A 23,154-nucleotide genomic window follows, 5' to 3' on the forward strand; every position below is an offset into this window, starting at 1 on the left:
ATAATAATCACTTTTTCTTCCTCAACTAACGTGTGTGCGCGACAAGTTCTGTTATAAGCGCTTTTTAGCGAGAAACAACAGGAGATTTATAAAAATAAATTTCAACTTTACAACGGAGGATAGGAATGATGGAGCCATGTTTCCTAAAACTATCCCATTAATACTCCTGCATGCGTCATGATTGACTGGTCATGGGGTGTGAAGCACAGGTAGATTCGGTTGAACTAGGCTGAAGCCATTCTTATGGATAAGGTATGCCGAAGGATAGACTGCATGGCTGAAAACTAGATATGGTGAGAATAGTTCCTATATAAAGGAACTGACGAACTTCCGAAGGTACGGTTCTAAGTTAGGACATGAGGAAACTTGTATACCTAGTACAAGGATGAAACAGAGGATATTTATGAGAAGCTCCCTATTAATCTTAACATCCTATTACTTCGAGCCACCCTTTCTAAATCACAAGATGCATATAGGAATTTAACATCAAACATATTTGAACAAAAAACTGGAGCTACAGTTAAACTAATCCCTAATACGAGTCATATGATACATTGGAAAAAAACGGAAGTTGTTATTGAAGAGATAAAAGAAAAATGGTAATACACTTTTTCAAATTAGGGTGCAGGTTAGTTTAATAAGAACGAAGGCCATCGAGGAGGGCGTTATATGAATTTTCCAACTGAATTAGACGGTTCTATGGTAATACATATCCTTTAAATTCTGTTTCTAATCAATAATGGGATAGTTGGAACAATCAACTATATAAACGAGATAATTAATGAATTATCTATTACTGCTATTGCAATTTGTCAGTATAAAGGAATTGAAGAATTTTACTTGTTCTCTTGTGATGCAGAATGAGAAGTAATAGGAGCCACAGTTTATTACAAAATTTAGGAAGCAAAGAAGAGTGCTATGAAAGATCATAATGTAAAAGAAAATGAATGGCTGACTATATAGTCTTCTTCAACTACAATGAAAAGAAAGATGACAATACGAAAGAAGACCCCAGTTTAATCGTAAAAAAATGTTTTAATGGCAATGTTTGAAGAAATTATAGTGAATTTAAACATACAAGGATTGAAAAAAGTTTTTTCTCTGTAATGGACATGAAGGTGCATATTAGAAGTCAGTTTTTGTAAAGAATATTAACTTGAAATATCCAGAGTTGATATTCTTTACAACATATCGTCATTTAGCATGGGAAGAAGTTATATAGGAAGTTGGACTAGAAGGACTTAAGGAGGTACATGCAGGTTTGTTATCCATATGTACAGCAATGTGGTTATGTCCTGAATTGGTGAAATTGGATTCGATGTACCAACAGAAAACAGGAAATTTGCGGATTATATCTTTTGGGACAAGTTCACAAAAGATGGTTGTTGGGGGAAATTTGAAAATAGTATCTACACACCAAAACAACTTGCTGAAATGGGAGAGACGTTTTGGACTTCATTTACTTCCAAACGAAATGAGAATTTGAAATTAATTCTTGAGGAAGCATATCTTAAAATAATGTCCTGAGTTCTATATTAAAGAAGTAATGTCTTTTCTAGTGTTCGGTACCAGGAATCCGCACAATTCTGTATAGTTTGCGTACCTGGAACCGAACACTGTAGCTTTCTCAACTTTATTAGGAGGGTACTGAATGCTTTATCTAAATCCAGATGATTTTTTGTTGAAACCAGCATTAGCCACCATTCATTGTGAACCGAATTGGAAGTGGAAGAAAAGAGATACCCCTTTGCCTAACTTTGATTTATTTTATGTTTGGAGTGGTGAGGGTACTGTGTTTTTAAACAAAAAGCCACATCATGTAGGAAAAGGTCATTGTTTTTTGTTCAGACCAGGTGATGAAACAGAAGCAACACATAACCCGCAAGATCCCCTTGTATTAACTTATATTCATTTTGATATAGCTGAAACACCCCGATTGATTCCATCCGCACATCGAATTTTTGACAATACGATTGGCTTTGAATCACTGTTAACTCAATACATTCGTTTGTTTTTAGTCAAAACATATGGAGCGGAAATTGAGGGGAAGTTAATCTTGAAGCAATTAATTATTCATTTATTAAGAGAAGAACAAGAAAAGGAAAAAGAGCTGGGTAATACAAGCAATATCTTATTGGAAGCGATTTTAGAAATAGCTAATTATATCCAGCAACACCCTGGGGAACCACATACGATTGAAAGTTTATCTGCCCGTGCAAATTTTTCCCCGAGGTATTTTTCCAAAAAGTTTAAACAAATTATCGGGCATACAGTTAAATCGTATATTGTCTATTCTCGCATAAAACGTGCAGAACATTTACTACATATTAGCGGGATGACAGTAACGGAAACCGCATATGCCCTTGGCTATAATGATTTGCACTTTTTTAGTAGACAATTTAAGCAATATACCGGTAAAAACCCTTCTGAAGTAAGGTGAAAAATTTCATATTTATTATAACAGGTTGCTATGGGTTCTTTATCAAATCCCGTAGCAACTTTTTTTTGGAGTAAAAAAGTGCAAATATTGCACCAATAAATCTAAATAAATTTGCTTCTCAAAGTATTAATATGAAAACTAAGAAAGAAAAATAAACAAAGAAAAAAATGCGGGGGAATCAGTATGGTAATAATGGATTATATACAACATTTATTTGCAGATCGAATAGGTGGTGCACAATTTGGCATGAAGGATGAAATTTATAAATTTGAAAAAATAAAAAGAGCAAAGAGGGAAGTATTGCAAAGAAATCCTGGGAAGACATTAATCGATCTTGGTGTCGGTGAACCGGATGATATGGCACATGATATGATCGTTAGAAAATTAGCAGAAGAAGCAAAAAAACCAGAAAATCGTTTTTATGCTGATAACGGAATACGAGAATTTAAGCAAGCTGCAGCGACTTATATGAAGGCAGTATTTGGAGTAGATGATCTTGATCCTGAAGCAGAGATCAATCACGTTATTGGTTCAAAATCAGCATTGGCCATGATTCCAACAGCATTTATCAATCCTGGTGATATAACGATAATGCCATCACCAAATTATCCAATTTTAGGTGCACATACGAAATATCTAGGTGGGGAAGTCGTACATTTACCCCTTCTGGAAGAAAATTCATTTCTTCCAGAACTGGATTCATTGTCTGCTAGTGTATTGAAAAAGGCTAAATTACTCTATTTAAACTATCCAAACAATCCAACAGGTGCTGTAGCGAATCGAGAATTTTTCGATGAGGTAGTACGTTTCGCTAATAAACATGAGCTAATTGTTATCCATGATGCCGCCTATGCTGCACTTGTATTTGATGGTGAAAAACCGCTCAGTTTCTTATCAGTTCCAGGGGCGAAAGAAGTTGGCATAGAGCTGCATACTTTATCCAAATCTTTCAATATGACAGGGTGGCGCATCGGTTTTATCGCAGGTAACTCCAAACTTGTTTCTGCAATTGCGACAGTGAAAGATAATTATGATTCTGGTCAATTTATTCCGATTCAAAAAGCTGCGTCCTATGCTTTATCACAACCTGACATAACGAAACAAATAGCTGAGAAATATTCAAGACGCCATGATCTTTTATTGAACATTTTGAGGGAATGTGGATTTGATGCAAAAAAACCAAAAGGGTCTTTTTTCTTATATGCAAAGATTCCAATAGCAGTAGAAAAAGGTCCAACATTTCATTCAGCAGAAGAATTTAGCCAATATTTAATAAGTAAGCATTCAATTTCAACTGTTCCATGGGATGATGCCGGCCCATATGTACGATTTTCAGTGACCTTTCAGGCAGATGGATGGGAGGAGGAACTGCTAATCTTAGATGATATAAGAACAAGGCTGTGTACTTCCAAATTTATCTTTTAGAGGGGGATGAAGAGATGAACTTTACTAAAATGCATGGATTGGGCAATAATTATGTCATTTTTAATCAATTGGACGATCCGAATAATGTACTGGAAGAGCAGATGTATCCAGAACTTTCAAGAAGAGTTTCCAATGTGAATTTTGGAATTGGCTCCGATGGTATTATTCTCATTTGCCCTTCGCAGATGGCTGATTTTAAAATGAGAATTTTTAATGAAGATGGTTCTGAGGCTAAAAATTGCGGAAATGGCCTGCGCTGTGTTGCAAAGTTTTTAGTTGATTCTGCGTATGCAACGGAACCTCGCTTTACGATTGAAACATTGGGTGGTGTGGTCAGCGTTGAGGTAGAGGTGGAATTGGATAAAAAGCAATCTATTCAATACGTTAACGTGGATATGGGTGAACCAAAACTATTGAAAGGAATGATTCCTATGGAAGGTGATCCATTCATGCCCGCAATGAACGAACCCCATACCTTTGGAGAAGATAAGTATCATCTGAGCTGCGTCTCGATGGGCAATCCGCATGCGATCATCTTTGTGGATGAGGTGAATGCCGTTCCGTTAGAGAAAATAGGCCCTGTCATAGAACATGACAGCCTATTCCCAGAACGGGTAAACGTAGGAATAGTTCAAATTAAAGGGCGTCAGGAGATTGATTACCGAGTGTGGGAAAGAGGATCAGGTCTAACAATGGCTTGTGGTACAGGTGCTTGCGCTGCAGTTGTTGCAGCTACAATGAATCAATTGCTTGATCGAAATGAGGCGGTAACTGTGCATCTTCCTGGAGGAGATTTGACAGTAACTTGGGATGAACAAGGTCATGTTTGGAAAAGAGGTGAAGCTTCTTATATTTGCCATGGTGAATTAGATTTTCAATATTCGTTTTCTGCTTAAAAAAATATTAAAAAACACCGAGGAGTGTGGAAGAGTATGAACAGAGAAAGCATACTAAAAATGGTAAAAGAACAAAATGTGCGGTACATTCGGTTACAATTTACGGATTTATTTGGGACGATAAAAAATGTCGAAATTCCAGCCAGTCAGTTAACGAAAGCTTTAGACAATAAAATGATGTTCGATGGCTCATCTATTGAGGGCTTTGTGCGTATTGAAGAATCGGATATGTTATTATATCCTGACCTCGATACGTTCGTTATCTTTCCTTGGACGGCAGAAAAAGGAAAGGTAGCCCGATTCATCTGTGATATATATCATCCTGATGGAACTCCATTTGATGGAGATCCTCGTCTAAATTTAAAAAGAGTGTTAAAAGATATGGAAGAGCTAGGGTTTACCAATTTCAACCTTGGACCTGAGCCCGAATTTTTCTTGTTCAAACTGGATGACAAAGGTGAACCAACACTCGAATTGAATGATAAAGGCGGTTATTTCGATCTTGCGCCTACCGATCTAGGGGAAAATTGTAGACGTGATATTGTATTGGAATTAGAAGAAATGGGTTTTGAAATTGAGGCATCCCACCATGAGGTTGCTCCAGGTCAACACGAAATAGACTTTAAATATCAAGATGCCATAAGAGCTTGCGATGACATTCAAACCTTTAAACTCGTAGTCAAAACAATTGCCCGTAAACACGGGTTGCTGGCAACGTTTATGCCAAAGCCATTGTTCGGTATAAATGGATCAGGCATGCACTGTAACTTAAGCTTATTTAAAGGAGGAAAGAATACTTTTTATGATCCAAATGGGGTGTTGGAATTAAGTGATACAGCAAGAAGCTTTTTGGCAGGAATATTAAAACATGCACCGAGTTTCACAGCTGTTACAAATCCTACTGTTAATTCTTATAAAAGGTTAGTTCCGGGATATGAGGCACCGTGTTATGTAGCATGGTCGGCAAGAAACAGAAGCCCGCTTATTCGTATTCCAGCTTCACGTGGCTTGAGTACTCGTGTAGAAGTTCGTAGTGTTGACCCTGCTGCAAATCCTTATCTAGCAATGGCTGTCCTACTAGCTGCGGGATTAGATGGGATAAAAAATAATGCAACGGCTCCAGAACCAGTAGACCGAAATATTTATGCTATGTCGAAAGAGCAACGTAAGGAATATGGCATTATTGATCTGCCTTCTACGTTGACACAAGCTCTCGAATTGTTAAAGACAAATGAAGTGATCACGAATGCTTTAGGCAGACATTTGTTTGAACATTTTGTAGAAGCAAAAGAAATCGAATGGGATATGTTTAGAACGACTGTACATCCTTGGGAACGTGAGCAATATATGAGACAGTATTAAGGGAAATCACATTTTAAGGAAAATCCTAAAAGAAAGAGTGATGTCGAGTGTGTGGAATAGTAGGTTGGGTAGATTGGCGTAATGATTTGACACGACATGTATCCGTAATGGAAAAAATGGCAGAAACCATGTCTAAGCGAGGTCCAGATGCTTTAAATGTATGGAGTTCACAGCAAATTTCATTCGGACATACACGTCTCACCGTTGTTGATCCTATTGGTGGTACTCAGCCAATGGAAAAGGAAAAAAACTGGTGGGCTTATCGGATTGTATATAATGGAGAGCTTTATAATACGGAAGATATTCGGAAGGAATTATTGAAAAGAGGGTATTCTTTTCGTTCTTACTCTGATACGGAAGTGCTACTCACAGCATATATCGAATGGGGAGAAGCATGTGTTAAGCATTTAAATGGAATTTTTGCCTTTGCTATTTGGGATGAATGCAAAGAACAGGTTTATATCGCAAGAGATCGTCTAGGTGTGAAACCTCTTTTTTATCATAAAGAAAATGGATCGCTTTTATTTGGTTCAGAGATCAAAGCAATTCTGGCTCACCCAAAGATAAAGGCTGAGGTAGATCGGGAAGGGCTCAAAGAAATATTCAGCTTAGGTCCATCTCGAACTCCCGGTCATGGTGTATTTAGAGGCATACACGAACTTCGCCCAGCACATGCACTTATCTTTAAAAGAAACGGGTTTAAACAATGGCGTTATTGGAATGTAGATAGTCATAAACACCACCATTCACTTGATGAAACAGTAGAACAAGTTTCTTTTCTTGTAAAAGATGCCATCGAACGTCAGTTAGTTGCCGATGTACCTGTTTGTACCTTTTTGTCAGGTGGAGTTGATTCGAGTGCCATTAGTGCCATTGCTGCTGATTATTTTATAAAGCATGGACGGGGACAGCTTCACACATATTCTATTGATTATGAACAAAATAGTCAATATTTTAAAGCAAATTCTTTTCAGCCAGATGAAGATGCATCTTGGATTATAAAAATGGAGCAATATTTAAAAACAAATCATCATGCAACCGTTATGGATAATGAGAAATTAGTAGAATTTCTGGATAAATCCGTATTGATGAGAGATTTACCTGGTATGGCTGATGTAGACGCATCCCTATTATGGTTTTGTGAACAAATTAAACAGGATTATACCGTTGCTTTATCAGGAGAATGTGCGGATGAAATATTCGGCGGCTATCCATGGTTTTATCGAGACGACATTTTACATGTGAATGGATTTCCCTGGATAAGATCACTAGAGCAAAGACAGCAGCTATTACTTCCTCATTGGCAAAAGAAGCTCCATTTAAACGAATATGTAATGGATAGGTACAATGAAACGATTGCTGAAGCTCCACCATTAGAAGGGGAAACATCCGTTGAAGCACGACGTCGGGAAATGTTTTATTTAAATATGATTTGGTTTATGCCAACATTATTGGAACGAAAAGATCGAATGAGCATGGGTGCAGGCTTAGAAGTACGTGTCCCATTTGCTGATCATCGGCTTGTTGAATATGCATGGAACATCCCTTGGGAGATGAAAATGCTAAATGGTCGAGAGAAGGGAATATTGCGAAAGGCGTTAGAAGGAGTTCTTCCGAATGATGTTCTTTATCGTAAAAAGAGCCCATATCCGAAAACCCATCATCCCGAATATTTGAAACTAGTAAAGACGAAGTTAAAAAACATCCTCGACAACCAATCATCCCCAATATTAGAAATCATGTCAAAGCAAAAAGTTCAAGATATCATCGATTCAGATGGCTCTTCGTTCAAAAATCCTTGGTTTGGCCAGCTTATGACTGGCCCACAACTTATCGCTCATATCTCTCAAATTAACACGTGGCTCGAACGATACAATATTAACATTATAGACAACTAAAATGTTCCAGAATCTTGTTCTCTGCCAAATATAAATGAAAATCACAAAAGAGGGTAGGATAGAAATGGATGATTTATTTTACTTAAACAAGGAAAACGTGTTTATAAAAGATGTTACTCCGACTATGATGGTCAACTCAAAATTAAATAGAACACTTCCTATTTCTGAAATTCTTTATACACATATTCAAACAATGATTAAGTATCGTTCGAACCAAAACAAAGCCTGGGAGTCTAATTTCCCAAATTTCAAAAGATACTTATATCAACGATCTAATTAAAAGTGAAACAGATAAATTCAGTATTACGCAACTTGCAGGACTTGATAATACTGATGCGGTAATTAAAAAATATTACGAAAGAAATTTTATTGAAACAGACGTTTTTATGAATTGAGGGATTAATATTTTTTCATAATGTAGGTGAATTAAAAATAGTAAGCCTATTACTTATCACGAAATCGTAATTTTCCCGAATGTAACGTAAGTTCTAAAAAGAAAATATGGAGAAACTTCGCATGAGTGGAAGGGAGAGGAGTTTTCCAACCGTTTTAATTTTGTTGAAAAGTTCGGATTTTTATTACATTAGTTAAGACGTTACTGCTCTTAAAAGCGATAACGTCTTTTATATCATCTTTATTTAAAACTATAGAAATACGTTTAAATATATTCACCAAATAACTCCGGCTTCCAAATATGAATGGCATGATTTTTTTTGCAGATACTTTCTCTAAATTTTGAATTAACGCAAATAATCAACTCTACTTAAAACGGCCAAAATCCTCATATGACGGGGGTTCGGCTGTTTTTATTATTTCCTAAGGTTAAGGAAATAAGGATTAACGCAAAAACACCAGAATATCGATCAAAGATGAAAGAATAAAGGAAGAAAAGTTGTTTTAGATGGTGTTGAACCTAAACGAATGGGTTTTGAAGAATCACCTGCGTTGATTTTGGCAGAGATTAATCCTCTTTTTTTTGAACTTCTTGAACTCCCATGAAAATAAAAAAATGCTTAAAATCTAATAAACTGCATAACAAAAGAGATACCGTAAAATTATGATGACATCTGCCTTACATATAATGTTTTTTATAATAAGTGTCTCGTAATTGGATATTTATGTTAATATATGTATTAGATTGTGAAGGTTTACACTTAAACTAATCCCGCAGTTTAGTTGTAGAAAGGGAGAGAAAAAAGTGAAAAAAATACTGAAATACATAATAATCGGCATGGTTTCTTTTTTTTTTGATTTTTTTCGGATTTTCCAACTCATTGAGATGGGCTAAGCAAGGAGAGTTTTTAAAATACGATAATGGTGTGACAATTGAAGTTTATAATTCAAGTAAACAAGTAATAACGGATTTAAACTTCTATTTTTCGTTTGATGGTAATCAAGTATATCAGGATTTAGGTACTATCAATCAATTAGAACCCGGTGAAACCACTAGTCGTTATAGTCATAAAATAAAAGACACAGGTAATGATAGAAGTTTATACTTACATTATCCAATTAACAAAACTGAGGCAGAAGTTGAGAGTCTAGCTTATTTACCGTCTTATAAACCAAGTAAGATTGTTGTTATTTTAGAAATAACCGGAACTGATAATAAGGAGAAACTTTTATTTAGGGTAAAAGGGTATGAAGATGTTTTTGGCAAATATGAATTTGATTTGACTTCCGTTAGAGAGTGATTGCTTAGAGGGTACCAAGGAGTGATTATTCAACTAACTGGTGCTTTAGCATAACAAGACCATCATCTCGATGGTCTTGTTATTTATACAAAACATCAAGTAAGTCTCAGAAATCCTTTGTGAAATGTTACACTTAAACTAACGTCGCAGTTTAGTTGAAGAAGGATATTTTCTGTTTAAGCGAATTAGAATTTCAAACAACCCCTTACACTAATACAGGTATTGAAAATAATACAAACATAGGAGGTATGAGATATGAAAATCAATAGAATAGATCATGTGAGTATAAACGTAAATAATCTTTCAGAGGCTAAAGCTTTTTTTCTTGATTTAGGACTTCAAGTGCAAGCGGAATGGGAATTGGATGGAGAACAGTTGGACAGAATAGTTGGGCTTAATAATGTTAAAACGGCATGTGTAGGATTGGGGATGCCAGATGGTGAGGTATGGATAGAGCTAGTTAAATTTTATACGCCGTCAGATGAAAAAGATATTCAACAACCTTTTGCAAATACGCTGGGTATACGACATATTTGCTTTGCTGTTGAAGATATTGAAGCTATTGTTGCAAGATTAAAAAAGAATGGCACGGAAATCTTTAGTGAGATACAGCAATATGAAGAAAGTTATAAGTTATGCTACGTTCGTGGTCCAGAGGGAATTATTTTAGAGTTGGCGGAGAAAATCAGATAAATATTGAATGGGACTTTAAATGATTTAGTTCTCTAACTTTAAAGATTTCTTCTTAAACTATCGGGTGATTTAGTTAAACAAGACCATTTCGATGGTCTATTTTTTTTAACCAAAACATCAGGTAGATCACAGAAATCCATTGTGAAATGTTACACTTAAGCTAACGAGGCAGCGCAACAAGTTTTGTTATAAGCACTAATGTATGAAAAAACAAGGGATTTCTCCGGTAATCCTAACTTTATAACCGAGGATAGAAATGATAAAACCATGTATTTTGAAACTATTCCATTAAGATTCCTGCATGCGTCATAATGGACAGATTATGGGTTCTGAAGCCACTCCTCAAGGAAAAGGTGTGCCAATGGATATGCCGGATGGCTGAAGAACTAAATATGGTGAGAATTTTCTTGTGGAAAAGAACAGACGAACTTCCGGAGGTACGGGTCTAAAGTTGGAACATAAAGAAACTTGTGTACCATCAAACGATGGGGTGAGTGACGTAGAGTAAAAATTGCTTCAACGAAACACGTTATACCGAACAACGGCGGTATCCAGCTCATAGGAAGCACCTAAGTTTAGAAAAAAATATAACTAAATTGTAAGGGACTTGGAAAGTAAGGAACGTTGACTCAAGGGCTTTCACCCGAAACGGTTGCTATAAGCGGTATGACGAAATGCATTTGTCCTTATGAGGGTAGGGGTACGACCAGTGAAATCTCTGTAATGGAGGTGGAGGAACAGCCCCAAGTCTAGCGATAGTAGTAATTATTTTTCAACTGTGCATTGCACCGGTCGGGTAAGAACGGGGGAACATCACTTCAAGAGGAATGATGCCACAGTGCAAGCTCTACGATATTGGGATTATTACGGGATGACAGACACCTTTACAGACTTATATCAACGAGCCAAAAATAAAGAATCATTCCATTCTCTAAATGACATCATCACGTCGAGGAACAATATTTTATTAGCGTATCGAACAATCAAGTCAAATAAAGGGTCGAAGACCCCCGGAACAGATGGTAATCCTATTGTAGACATAGAGGAACGATCGGAGAACGAATTAGTAGAAGAAATACAAAGTAGGCTAAAAAATTATTGCCCAAAGAAAGTTAGACGTAAACTAATCGAAAAAGATAATGGTAAGATGCGTCCACTAGGTATTCCATGCATTCTGGATAGAATCATACAACAGTGGTTTTAACAAGAGTTAGAACCGACTTCGGAGGCTCATTTTTATTATCACAACTACAGATTTAGACTTTTACGGTCTAATCATCATGCGATGGCAAGAATTCAATTTCTAGTTAATCAGTCGAAACAGCATTACGTTGTAGACGTTGATATAAAAGGATTCTTTGATAATATCAATCATATCTTACTTATTAAGCAGTTATGGAATTTAGGTATTCAGGATAGACAAGTTCTATCCTGTATATCAAAAATCTAAAAGCCGAAGTGGATGGAGAAAGTATCCCAATAAAAGGGTTACCCAAGGTGGCCTACTTTCGCCATTATTGTCTAGTATTGTATTGGACCAATGGGTAACGAATCAATAGGAACTATTCCCCCTCCATAAAAACTTTAAAACTAGGGAAGGTTAACTTCTTGCAAAGAAGCGCACTCACTTAAAAGAAGGCTACATAGTTAGGTAGACTGATGACTTTAAAATCATCTGTCGAGATTGGAAAACTGCTGAAAAGTGGTATCATGCTGTTAAACTATTTTTACAATACCTATTAATACCTATAATAGATATTGTTTGAAATTAAACTTGATGAAATAATTTCAGAGACGAAGTGAGGAAATAAGATGATACTATTGATAAGTTGTACATTAATTTTTCTATTATGTTAAGTTGTACATTATACATTCTCGAATGAAAATCGGAATTCCAACATGGATGGAATGATGATATCTATGTCAAACTCCATGATGGTGAGTGTTTCTATAGGGACTATACTTGGAACCTTTATTCAAAATAAAAATTTAACCATGCCTACAATAGTACCTGTATTAATAGGAATGGTAGTGGGGTATTTAAATGGAAACCCGTCTCACTTATGGCTGCATTAGATAGAAATGTTGGAGGTATTCTGGGTGGAATGATGGGTTCTTTGCTAGGAGTTATGTTACAGCCTAAGTCTGCAGAACTAATGAGGCGGCAATAATTTTCATATCTTTCTCTAAGCAAATTCTCCATAATAAAGGGCAGATTGCTTGAACCTGCCCTTTATTATTATTCATGTTGTAATACTTAATGAAGTGGAAAATATCAAATATTATTCACCAGGTAGAGATTAGTAACTACTCATAAAAGAAGCGCCTACGATGATAAGGAGAATAAACAATACGACAATCAATGCAAAGCTTGAACCCATGTTACTACTGCCACCGCTATAGTTTCCTTCATATGAACCTTCACTCATATATTTTCACCTCCTATATTAAGATTAAGGATTACTTGAATACATCCTTAAAAATATGTTATGTCAAAAATATGAATGTACTTGGACTAATTTGATAAGTTTCACTAGCTCCGCAATAATATTACAAAATATTAATATAATCTAAATATTAATATTTTTAATTTTACTTAAAGAAATGTCCTTGAAAGAGATAAAATTAGATGATAACCCATCCAAAGCTAAGAAGTTCTCGTTCTTCCATACTTTTTGAAATGTTAAGTAAAAATAGAGTAGTTAGTATAAAACAGTTTTATTATGATTGTGAATTCCTACATTAAAACTGAAGATAGAACAACAAGAGGGGTGACGAAAGGCTTATTGATGAAGCGTAATTTATAGAAAGCAGGGATTCTATTTATTAAAAAGTAGGTACCCAAGCAAAGTAGTATTTGTTAAAGAAGTATCAAAGAACAACTAAACGTCTTTGATACTTCTTTTTTAAAAATTTTTATAAAGGGATTACTGTCATATCATTAATTATGACTTGAAAAGATTTTGGTTCTTCTTGAGCTACCATTGGAAGCTCAAGAAGGGTTTATTGCTAACCTTTTATGCTGATTTCTTTTGTTTTTGATCTAAACGATGACTTAAGAAAGTTAGCATACTTGCACCGACTGCAACTATCCCACCGACCAATGCTACATTCATTAAATTCCCTTGATGATATACAATTCCGCCTAATGCAGAACCAAAAGCGATACCTACATTGCTTGCCACTGGCATAAGTGAAGCAGCGAGACCTGTTGCTTTTGGCTGATAAATTCCCGCAAGGTCTATCAAATAAAGCTGAGTAGATGTTGTTAAAAGGATGGCCATTAACGACATCAAGCCAATGTTTACCAGTCCTAAAATAAAATGATTTGAAGTCCAAAATATACTTGTCAGAACAACTGCCTGCATGAGAAAAACAAATCGAAGGCGACCGATTGCATTGTGGCTAGCAATTTTACCAGCGAGGATGTTGCTGAAAATCGAGATAAATCCGTAACCAAATAAGATTAAACTAATTGAATGATTTGGTACTTCCATTCCCTTCAAAATAGGAACAAGGTACGTAAAGACTGTATAAGTAGCGCCAAATCCGAGAGCTGGAATGAAAAAAGCCATTAAAATTCTTGGATTGGTCATTAAAGAGAACTGATCCCGTATCGAACTGCGTATTTGGCTGAGTCTATTAGGCAAGACGAAAAAGGATGCCAAAAACGCCAATCCTCCTAGGAGAGTAGTTAATATAAAAGTGGCATTCCAGCCGTACGAATTGGCAATGACAACTCCAATTGGCACTCCAACGACATTTGCAAGTGTAAAACCACCGAAAACGAATGATATAGCGAGACCGCGTTTTTTAATCGGCATGGTTTCGCTTGCAACAATCATGGCTAGAGAGATTAATACTCCTGTTACAATCGCTGTCATAATCCGAAGTGCAAGGAGCGTGATGTAACTTGTCGAGATTATACACAATGCATTCAGGACGATGAAAGAACCTATCAAAAATAACATCCATTTACGTTTCGGAAAATGACTTGTAGCTGACATTACTAGTGGAGTGGAGATGGCAAATGTAATTGCAAACGCAGAAACAAGTGTGCCAGCTTTTGCATTTGTCATTTGAAGGCTCGAGGAAATATCGGTTAAGATTCCGACAATAACAAATTCGCTTGTCCCAAGAACAAATGTTAATAAAGTAAGTGTTAAGATGAGCAACCAATGTCGCTTGGATAACTTTGTGGAGTGCATAAATACCTCTTTTCTTAGATGATTGTATATGTGTCAAATAGTAGATACACGACCTATACATCTTACCATAAAATATTTTTGCGAGAAAAATCCTTTCATATCAAATATAGGTAATTGTAATAACAGGTTTGACAATGCAAAAGGAGTAAGCTGAACTCTATTTAAGAAAGTATATATCTGATGAAAATGGTAGTTGGGTTCGGGGTTAAACAATTACCTTATCTACAAATTTGTTATTTTCATAGTTTGGTATATGTAAGGTTATTTTAGTTTCTCCACTGTTCTCTGCCTCAGTTTTGTCTCAGCTGATCAAGTGTTGGAACCACCAAATGCAGTGGGCATACATCTGATTCCTTATCTCCATGAAATTCATTAATTTCCCTACCCCGATTATTACCCTGCGAGTAATATTACTCTCCTTATACTGAAGAATGGTGCCAATGGAGTAATAGTGCCCCTTTGCTTATTAGACTTGCTTACTGGGAAAACAATAGAAACAGCACTTGAAAAGAAAATCATCCAAAGTAAAACCAATATTGTGGATGCCAAGCATAAAAAAGCACGTTAAAATTAAAAATGACCGAAAGAATTTTTACAAGAGAAAACCAAAAATGTTCGAAAAACCGTTTATCAATATGAAGAAATCATGAAAGAAAAATTCCCGCCGTAAACCACTTATAACGAAGTAAAAGATAAGGTACCATACTGTGAAAAAATTATAATAGTCAGAAAAATTAACCGGAAATCGCCCATATTACCGCTGCGATAGTGACAATAGAATAAAAAATATAGGAAATATATGTAAAAAACGTTTAAAAAAAGCACGCGGCCAGGCATCGGAAATGATAGGGTAATTGGGACGTTGCTTACTCTGAAAAGAGAAATATTGAGTGCACAAAGGAAAACGAAATGAGGACAGTCCCAAAGTTAAACCCAATTCTTTCACAAGGTCCACGAAAAAAAAAGATAAGTTTGAGTTTAATAAAGATGCAGATAAGTTTGTTTGTAAAGCAAGTCTCCTCGCTACCTGAAATGCTCTCACTGGTAAAAAAAAGGAGCGAACAAAATCAAAGCTAGACGTATTATTTTGATATCGAAAAGTGTAAAGTCTGACCTATGGGAAGGGATGATATTAAGAAGGTGCAAAAAGTAAAACATACTCTGTGACGATTAAATCAACTGAACACACCGAACAATAGACATTTCAACAGACATCTGAATTTAAAAAAATGTCAAATTACGCTATAAAATTGAAGCGAAGAATAGCGAATTAAAACATGGAAATGGGTATGATAGGCATCTTCTGCGAGTCTATTTAGCATGGAAATACATGGAGCCACAGCGACATTTGAGGTCAATCTCAAGCGAATACTCACATTGTTAGAAAAAAAGAATAGAAAAGATCAACAAAAATAGGAAACTTCTTTTTCAAAATCGAAAAAAGTTGCCTATTTTTGTTTGAAAAACCAACACCACTTTTAAAAACGTAAGTTTTTCAGTGCCTTTGGATTTCCTAAACGGCCATTCATTTCTTATCGATAATGAACGATCAAACTATATAAAGATTGGCAAACTTATCTTCTTTTTGTATTTAGTAAGACGAATATTTTTTTCAATTGTGCTTGTACCTGAGTTTCAAATTGCGCTTGTAACTGAGCTTGAGCTTCAAGTTGCACTTGCAACTGAGCTTGTAACTGAACTTGAGCTTCAGCTTGAGCCTGTGCTTGTGTATCACGGTTCGTAATGCGTGGGTTTACATGAACTTTAATTTTAGGTGCATCATTTTTTTTATGATTCCAATCATTAGCTTGTTCCATTTTAAATCACCTCCTACAAATTAATTGATTTCAGTTAATTCAGTCATTATTGACAGCTAGCTTAGTAGGACAATAATTTTTTGTAACTGGGCTATGAACTGAGCTTGGAATTGAGTTTGAGCTTCAAATTGAGCTTGCAACTGGGCTTGTAACTGAGCTTGAGCTTCAAATTGAGCTTGCAACTGAGCTTGTAACTGAGTATCTACATTGTTAATAACTGGATTGACAATTACTTCAATATCTCTTTGATTATCATACATATTTATCACTCCTTTTATATTTATTTTTGTGCCTCTTAATATAGAAAGAATGTTCATTAGTGACTTTTTATTGAAAAGGAAAAGTCTTTATATGTTATGAGTTTCTAGAGAACCTGGAAAGGCTAATCACTTAGAAACATATCTATATTTGTTATTTTCTTTTTTTTACGTTGAAAGCTTTTAATATAAATACAAATGAACCGCAAGGCAATAACGAAATTACTTTAAAGCTGATCATACTGTGGTCAGCTTTTTTTAGTGCGCCAGGCATGGCGACTATCTAGGTGGTGAAAGTCCACTGTGGGGGTACACATCAACTAACCACTAGAGAAGCGCAAGGTACTTATCGCGAGGTAAGGGCTGAAGGAAGCGTGTATCAAAATCTTGGCTCAACGAACAGAAATCTGATACCAAGGCTTTATAGGTGGATAAGGCTCCTAAACAAGTCAAAGTCCAAAAGATGTGCGTAACCCTATAAAGTAAATCAGGTGAGTAAAAGAGGAAAGATAGTTGTCTTACCCTGGGAGGTCTCACGGACAGCTGAGGAGTCCCCTATAAAGAAAGCTGGTCGGAAAAGGTTTATCGTGAGAAGTCAGCCGAAGCCATAGTAATGATGAAAATCATGAAGGGCTGAACAATTTATAGTGTTTCTACACCATGATTGCACGAAAGATAAACTTCTGAATGTGTTAATGAGGAAAGTATGAGCGTATCTCAGAGGATACTCAAAAGAGAAGTGTCTTATCGTCACGTGAAAGGAAAGGAAGAAACGAGTGTGGAGCTTTTAGAAGAAATCCTAAACAATCAAAATATGAATCAAGCCTATAAGCGAGTGTACCGTAATAAAGGCACGAGTGGAATAGACGGAGTGACTGTGGAAGATTTGAAGGTACACCTAAGGGAACATAAGGATGAACTGCGGGATCAAATTCGGAAAAGGAAATACCAGCCAACGCCGGCATTACGAGTCGAGATTCCAAAAGAAAATGGAAATATGCGTAAACTAGGTATTCCAACAGTTGTCGACAGAGTGGTACAACAAGCGATTAGCCAAATACTCGGCCCCATATTCGAAAAACAATTCAGCGAATACAGCTATGGTTTCCGACCAAGAAGAAGCTGCGAAATGGCAATTATCCAGGCTTTGGAATATATAAATGACGGACATGAATGGTTAGTAGATATTGACTTAGAGCGATTCTTTGATACAGTTCATCACGACAAGCTGATGAGAATCATCTCCCATACGATTAAAGATGGAGATGTAATTTCCCTCATACGGAAATACCTTATAAGTGGTGTGATGGTCAATGGAAAGTATGAAGCTACACCAGTAGGAACACCGCAAGGTGGCAACCTTAGTCCACTTTTAAGCAATATTATGTTGAATGAACTGGACAAGGAACTGGAGGCAAGAGGACTGCGTTTCGTAAGATACGCAGATGATAGCCTTATTTTCGTCAAAAGTGAGAAAGCAGCAAACAGAGTACTTTCTTCCATTACAGAATTTATCGAGAACAAATTGGGATTGAAAGTGAATACGGGAAAAAGTAGAATCTCACGACCTAGTGAAACAAAATTTCTAGGATTCGGTTTCTATTATGATTCTACTAAGCAGAGGTTTCAACCAAGACCACATGGAATGTCGATTCAGAAATTTCAAAGGAAACTGCGCCAGCTAACAAAAAGAAACTGGGGCATCTCACTTGATGACAGAATCATCAAGCTGAAACAAGTCATTTTCGGTTGGACCAACTATTTCAAGATAGCCAACATGAAGAAAATCCTTGGGACAATAGACGCAAAGCTCCGTTCTAGAATTCGGATAATTATTTGGAAGCAGTGGAAGAACAATAAAAAGAGAATAAAGTCTCTCGTTCAACTTGGCATACCAAAGGAAGAAGCCAAAGGTTTAACCTACTGTAGAAAAGGTTACCGATTCATTGGGTTATCGAAGGTCGTACACAGAGCCTTGTCTAACAAGCGACTAAGGCAGAGGGGAATCCCCTTTGCCTTAGACCACTATCTAAAAGTACACACTGAAATATAAATTGAACCGCCGTATACGGAACCGTACGTACGGTGGTGTGAGAGGGGCGGAAAGTTATTAACTTTCCCTTCTACTCGATTTTGTTAATAGATCGAATATGATAGAGGTAAATACAAGTTATGTCGAATCTTATATCAACTCAAAGGGTAAGTTATGACGATAGAAACGCAACAAATACAAGCAATTTATAGTTCGCATAATATAGAGGAATATTTTGTTGCACGGTTTGGTTAAGGAGGTTTATTGGAATAAATATATTAAATACTCGATAGAATAGATTTAAAAGAACTTCTAAACTAGTAAAAATGAGATGTTTCTTTCAGAAGGGTAAAACCACAAATATTACTTATTCAGTTAATTACAAAATGAATAGAAATAGAAAAACTTATGGATCTGACGGCAACAGTTAGCGGAAGGAGGAATTTTTGCCTATTGTAGAGAAATATTATACGAAACATTTTCAATATCTTGCGATCGTAATGTAAACGAATATAAGGGGAATGAGTTTTTATGGTTAAAGAAATTCTAAGATTATATGAACAGAATAAATCAATTCATAATTTATAGGTGTCAATATTAAATAGAGAAATATTTAGTTCTTAAGAGAAGATAAGTTCTCACTTAATAAATATTCGCTCAATGACAAAGAGCATCGTTTCACTCTTAATTGGGATTCCTTTAAAAAAAGAATTTATAAAGTCTCTTGAAACTCCGATTACTTCCTACCTGGTGCTCTTAGTCATATATCTATAAGAGATTTACTAACAATGAGTTCGGGTTTCGATGTAGATGACAAAAATTTATATGTACTGGTTCTATAAAGTGATGATTAGGTAAGAGACACCTTAAGCCTTTCATTGGCAGGAAGAGGTACATTTAGATATAAAGGAGTTGATTATCACCTCCTATCTGCAATTATTAGTAAGTCAACAGGTTTAACGTTGTCCAATTTTGCTCAGACAAACCTCTTTTCACCACTTGAAATAGTAGATGTTGAATGGGGAAGTGACCCTCAAGGTGTAACTGTCGGCAGTATGGGCTTAAAGATCTGTTTTGAAAGTTTAATAAAAATATCTCAAATACTTGTTAATAATGGTTTGGAAAATAAAAATGAAATTATTTCTAAGCATTGGATAAATGTGTCTACCACAAATGGAATCCCAACAAATTTAAGTTACGGTGATTATGGATTTGGATGGTAGATAAAAACGGTTAAAGATTATGAAGTTGATCGTACTTTAGGTTCAGGAGGTCAATAAATTCTCTTATATTATAAGGAAAGGATTTCCATTATTATAACTGCTGACCCAAAAGCATTTAGTCACTTAGAGAGTGAAACTTTATCAAATATGATTCTCGATATAATTACTTAATAAATCATTGTTGGGGAATTGATTTACTCTAAAAGATATATTGAAATAAAACAATCTTTCTTCAAGTAACATGGTGTTTGTGAAGCCGAGCCTAGTTCCTATGATATATCGGTTGGGATTGTCGTCGAGAAAGAACTAGCTACATACACGTAGCGAGAGTTGGAGGGCTAACGGTAACATTATCCTTAAATGTAGACAGTTAGGTTGTACAAGGAAAATATTAAATAAGTGGGTGATATAAATGTTATTAACTCCTATAGGTGCTATTAAATTATTTGTTAATGATGAAGAAGTAGGATTTACTGCGATAAAATTAGAGAATTTAGAACTGCATTGTCCAGAAGAATAGATGTTGACTATAGGCTTTGCAGATTATTTTCTGAGGGATATAATACCATGTATTTTGGTTTTATGGAACAAGATGGACAATGGTTATTTGCTTATTTAGTAACCGATGCTTAAAAATTCAGATTATTTTTTTCTAGATGTTAATTGTAGAGCTCTATGTTAATAAGGTCTGTTGATTTAATGGATGTTTGCTTAATTGAAGGAGGGAGTGGACGCTTATGATAATATGGCTTCGACACTTACCTCAAATAAGTATGGATTTGGTAGAATGGACCCCTTTTATAAAGAATAATTGGTTTCGAAAGCATTATATGAAGTTTGTTTATTTACTCCAGATCACCATTTTTCTGGTGTCCCTTTTCTTTGATGCATGGTTTAGAACTATCAATACATTCACTCTCATCTAAATAGATATCTGTTGTTTTTAATCTTTTCTACGCAAGTGATCTCATAAGTAAATAACCAGCTGTACTTAAAATCGCCAAAACCCTTATATAACTTGGTTTCGGCTATTTAATATTTTCCCATCAGGTTAAGAAAAGAAGGTTATACTCAAAAAGGATTGAAAATTGAACGAAGATGAAGATAAAGCTATTTTCGAAAGAGTTTAGCCTGAATAAAAGAGTTTTGAGGAAACTGATGAAAAAAATATGAACGTTGATTATGGAAGGAATTAACGCCATTTTTGTTGAATTGATTAAACTAAAGGTGCAGTATCTTTTAAATAAGGTAAAACTAAAAAATGATATATTTCATTTCAATTTAAAAGGGGGATAATTGTTGAAAAGATTATTATTTTTTATTTTATTCGCTTTTGTTTTGAATGCTTGTCACCAACCAATTAAAGATTCAAATGAAGTTGACTTTATTCGCTCAAACGAGTCTACTGTTCAAACTATGCCAGAAGATATGCCTAATGATTTTGGGTTTTCTATTCAGTTTGGTATGGGAAAAAAGAATGAAATCAACACATTCGAAGGCACAGTGACCAAGGATCTAATAACAGATGGAATCACAACGGCAGCTGTAACTTTTACGGATGAAGAAATGAATGAGATTTATGAGAAAATGAAAGAACTTAATATAATAGAAACGAAAAAAATTATACCTGAACCTATAGATGGAACCAATTGTATACAAGAACCACACGAAGAAGATGAATGGAAAATAACCATCAACGGAGAAACTATATCTCATACAGTTTCAGGGGCGTACTGTGAACCTACCAACGATGCAAAGCAACTAATTGAGTTGCGTAATTACGTATTTAGTATAATTAGAAGTAAGGAAGAATATATAGAACTTCCCGAATCCAAAGGAAGGTATCAATAATTATTAATCAAACAGATGCGTAACTTTAAGAAAGGTAACTCCTTTTTCTTATTTAAATAAATGACTAATGTACATAGATGCTTAACCATTTCTATATTATCATTATTTTAATCATTCAGATGTATATATAAGATGTTATTCGATAACTACTTTTGTTGCCCGTCTTGGCAACTGGAAAGAGGAAAGTTTTTTTCATTTCTCTCATACTGAACGAATTAAATTAAAACAACAAGAGTTAGAATTGTATATTCAAGGATTTTTAAAGAGTAAGGAGATGATTAAAAAAATTTTCCAACCATGTATTAGTATCTTTTAGTCTTTTCAAAAAAATATTAGAGCTCTGCAACAAGTGGGCAATGGGGTAGGTTATATCAAGAAGAAGGAATAATTAAAAAAGATGTCGAAATAGTTAATATCGAGAGTATTAAAGTAATGGACAGATGATAAAAAGAGAATGAGGTGTTGAACTTGGTAAAAACGAAAGAAAAAAATGAATTATTGGAATGGGTTAAGGCAATTGGAATTGCTATTTTATTTTCTTGGGGAATTCGGTTGTTCATATTAACGCCAATTGTGGTGGATGGAGCTTCTATGATGCCCACATTTGAAGATGGTGATATGGTAGTTGTTAATAAAATTGGACCAAGATTAACGGAGTATAAGCGATTTGATGTAATTGTTTTTGAAGCAAAAGAAGACACTAATTATATTAAACGTATTATTGGTATTCCTGGTGATCACATCGCCTATCAAAACGATGAGCTTTTTATTAATAATAAGAGATACGAGGAACCATATCTAGAGGAGTATAAAAAAGAGTTGAAAGATAATGATACGCTTACTACAGATTTTTCGTTAGAGAAGTTCCTAGATGAAAAAGTTGTACCAGATGGTTACTTTTTTGTAATGGGAGATAATCGTCTTTATAGCAAAGATAGCCGAGACCCAAGTATTGGATTTGTTTCAAAGGATAAAATATTAGGTACTGCAAAAATGGTTTTTTGGCCTTTTGATAACCTAGGGATTATAAATGATAAAGGGATTAGTAAGTCAATTAAGTAATCCCGTATTCTTATTCAACTATCACCCTGCTCAATTGTTTAAAAAATAAAAATGAACAAAATAAAATAAACCAATTGAAACACTTTTTAGAAAAAGGTTGGGCCTCGTAGTAATCATAATAGAGTTGGATTGAAAAATAAAAAGTAAGACTGGTAAAACCAATCAAAAAAGAATGTAGAAAATTATGGTATAGAATGTAGCTTTAAACGCGTTTAATAATTTGACAAATCAGTTAGACTTATGTTAAATTCATCCATAATAAAACCATACAAATTCGTTGATGAGAAAAAGTAGTA

General features: G+C 35.2%; 18 protein-coding genes, 4 pseudogenes and 1 other annotated feature (1 of these 23 running past the window's edge). Of the genes and pseudogenes, 18 read left to right on the top strand and 4 right to left on the bottom strand.

The annotated features are described in order from the left end of the window. Positions 1 to 378 precede the first annotated feature (378 nt). The 12 genes and pseudogenes from PB01_RS21770 to PB01_RS21920 form a co-directional block, all read left to right on the top strand. A pseudogene (locus PB01_RS21770) lies at positions 379 to 603 on the top strand (alpha/beta hydrolase); the annotation flags it as partial. Positions 604 to 1,261: 658 nt separating this feature from the next. Beyond that, positions 1,262 to 1,486: a hypothetical protein gene (locus tag PB01_RS21005; RefSeq protein ID WP_192797529.1), complete on the top strand. Its 225-nt coding sequence runs from the start codon at positions 1,262 to 1,264 to the stop codon at positions 1,484 to 1,486. Positions 1,487 to 1,651: 165 nt separating this feature from the next. Continuing rightward, on the top strand, positions 1,652 to 2,440 hold the full coding sequence (locus tag PB01_RS09305) for a helix-turn-helix domain-containing protein (RefSeq protein ID WP_151699950.1): 789 nt from the start codon (positions 1,652 to 1,654) through the stop codon (positions 2,438 to 2,440). 183 nt (positions 2,441 to 2,623) lie between these two features. After that, complete coding sequence (locus tag PB01_RS09310) at positions 2,624 to 3,865, top strand: LL-diaminopimelate aminotransferase (protein ID WP_151699951.1); 1,242 nt, start codon at positions 2,624 to 2,626, stop codon at positions 3,863 to 3,865. A 14-nt stretch (positions 3,866 to 3,879) separates the two neighbouring features. After that, positions 3,880 to 4,761: a diaminopimelate epimerase gene (gene dapF / locus PB01_RS09315; protein ID WP_151699952.1), complete on the top strand. Its 882-nt coding sequence runs from the start codon at positions 3,880 to 3,882 to the stop codon at positions 4,759 to 4,761. 36 nt (positions 4,762 to 4,797) lie between these two features. Further along, positions 4,798 to 6,123 carry a type I glutamate--ammonia ligase gene (glnA, locus tag PB01_RS09320; RefSeq protein ID WP_151699953.1) on the top strand — a complete coding sequence of 442 codons (1,326 nt, stop codon included), beginning with the start codon at positions 4,798 to 4,800 and terminating at the stop codon, positions 6,121 to 6,123. A 47-nt stretch (positions 6,124 to 6,170) separates the two neighbouring features. Next, positions 6,171 to 8,021, top strand: a complete 1,851-nt coding sequence (gene asnB, locus PB01_RS09325) for an asparagine synthase (glutamine-hydrolyzing) (RefSeq protein WP_151699954.1) — start codon at positions 6,171 to 6,173, stop codon at positions 8,019 to 8,021. Positions 8,022 to 8,085: 64 nt separating this feature from the next. Continuing rightward, on the top strand, positions 8,086 to 8,301 hold the full coding sequence (locus PB01_RS09330) for a hypothetical protein (protein WP_225986236.1): 216 nt from the start codon (positions 8,086 to 8,088) through the stop codon (positions 8,299 to 8,301). 994 nt (positions 8,302 to 9,295) lie between these two features. Then, positions 9,296 to 9,715: a hypothetical protein gene (locus tag PB01_RS09335; protein ID WP_192797530.1), complete on the top strand. Its 420-nt coding sequence runs from the start codon at positions 9,296 to 9,298 to the stop codon at positions 9,713 to 9,715. A 255-nt stretch (positions 9,716 to 9,970) separates the two neighbouring features. Continuing rightward, entirely contained in the window at positions 9,971 to 10,408 is a 438-nt protein-coding gene (locus PB01_RS09340; RefSeq protein WP_151699957.1) for a VOC family protein, read from the top strand. Between the two features lie 871 nt (positions 10,409 to 11,279). Further along, positions 11,280 to 11,612 carry a hypothetical protein gene (locus PB01_RS21915; protein WP_404815109.1) on the top strand — a complete coding sequence of 111 codons (333 nt, stop codon included), beginning with the start codon at positions 11,280 to 11,282 and terminating at the stop codon, positions 11,610 to 11,612. A 63-nt stretch (positions 11,613 to 11,675) separates the two neighbouring features. Further along, positions 11,676 to 11,858 (top strand): annotated as a pseudogene (locus tag PB01_RS21920) (group II intron reverse transcriptase/maturase); the annotation flags it as partial. 850 nt (positions 11,859 to 12,708) lie between these two features. On the opposite strand, the gene PB01_RS09350 reads toward PB01_RS21920, so the two are convergent. Together PB01_RS09350 and PB01_RS09355 are read right to left on the bottom strand one after the other, a co-directional pair. Continuing rightward, the gene (locus tag PB01_RS09350) at positions 12,709 to 12,837 is read right to left on the bottom strand and encodes a YjcZ family sporulation protein (protein WP_151699958.1); all 129 of its coding nucleotides are present in this window, start codon (positions 12,835 to 12,837) and stop codon (positions 12,709 to 12,711) included. A gap of 588 nt (positions 12,838 to 13,425) precedes the next feature. Beyond that, complete coding sequence (locus PB01_RS09355) at positions 13,426 to 14,616, bottom strand: MFS transporter (RefSeq protein ID WP_151699959.1); 1,191 nt, start codon at positions 14,614 to 14,616, stop codon at positions 13,426 to 13,428. 858 nt (positions 14,617 to 15,474) lie between these two features. Between PB01_RS09355 and PB01_RS22020 the strand changes: the two are divergent. After that, a pseudogene (locus PB01_RS22020) lies at positions 15,475 to 16,032 on the top strand (IS5/IS1182 family transposase); the annotation flags it as partial. A gap of 158 nt (positions 16,033 to 16,190) precedes the next feature. Here PB01_RS22020 and PB01_RS09360 read toward each other — a convergent pair. Both PB01_RS09360 and PB01_RS09365 read right to left on the bottom strand, forming a co-directional pair. Next, positions 16,191 to 16,433 (bottom strand): hypothetical protein, encoded by a 243-nt coding sequence (locus tag PB01_RS09360; protein ID WP_151699960.1) that lies wholly within the window; start codon positions 16,431 to 16,433, stop codon positions 16,191 to 16,193. A gap of 56 nt (positions 16,434 to 16,489) precedes the next feature. Next, positions 16,490 to 16,693, bottom strand: coding sequence for a hypothetical protein (locus tag PB01_RS09365; RefSeq protein WP_151699961.1), 204 nt, complete (start codon positions 16,691 to 16,693; stop codon positions 16,490 to 16,492). 775 nt (positions 16,694 to 17,468) lie between these two features. On the opposite strand from PB01_RS09365, the gene ltrA reads away from it, so the two are divergent. The 5 genes and pseudogenes from ltrA to lepB all read left to right on the top strand — a co-directional run bounded on the left by ltrA (position 17,469) and on the right by lepB (position 22,858). Continuing rightward, complete coding sequence (gene ltrA / locus PB01_RS09370; protein WP_151702015.1) at positions 17,469 to 18,743, top strand: group II intron reverse transcriptase/maturase; 1,275 nt, start codon at positions 17,469 to 17,471, stop codon at positions 18,741 to 18,743. A 941-nt stretch (positions 18,744 to 19,684) separates the two neighbouring features. Then, positions 19,685 to 19,945 carry a serine hydrolase domain-containing protein gene (locus PB01_RS09375; RefSeq protein ID WP_318837534.1) on the top strand — a complete coding sequence of 87 codons (261 nt, stop codon included), beginning with the start codon at positions 19,685 to 19,687 and terminating at the stop codon, positions 19,943 to 19,945. Between the two features lie 737 nt (positions 19,946 to 20,682). Next, positions 20,683 to 20,868, top strand: a pseudogene (locus PB01_RS21360) (DUF3267 domain-containing protein); the annotation flags it as partial. A 376-nt stretch (positions 20,869 to 21,244) separates the two neighbouring features. Then, positions 21,245 to 21,796 (top strand): hypothetical protein, encoded by a 552-nt coding sequence (locus PB01_RS09385; protein ID WP_151699963.1) that lies wholly within the window; start codon positions 21,245 to 21,247, stop codon positions 21,794 to 21,796. 462 nt (positions 21,797 to 22,258) lie between these two features. Next, positions 22,259 to 22,858: a signal peptidase I gene (gene lepB, locus PB01_RS09390; protein WP_404815110.1), complete on the top strand. Its 600-nt coding sequence runs from the start codon at positions 22,259 to 22,261 to the stop codon at positions 22,856 to 22,858. Positions 22,859 to 23,126: 268 nt separating this feature from the next. Next, positions 23,127 to 23,154 (top strand) — a binding site (T-box leader) (it continues 219 nt past the right edge of the window).

This window comes from Psychrobacillus glaciei (assembly GCF_008973485.1).
Classification (GTDB): domain Bacteria; phylum Bacillota; class Bacilli; order Bacillales_A; family Planococcaceae; genus Psychrobacillus; species Psychrobacillus glaciei.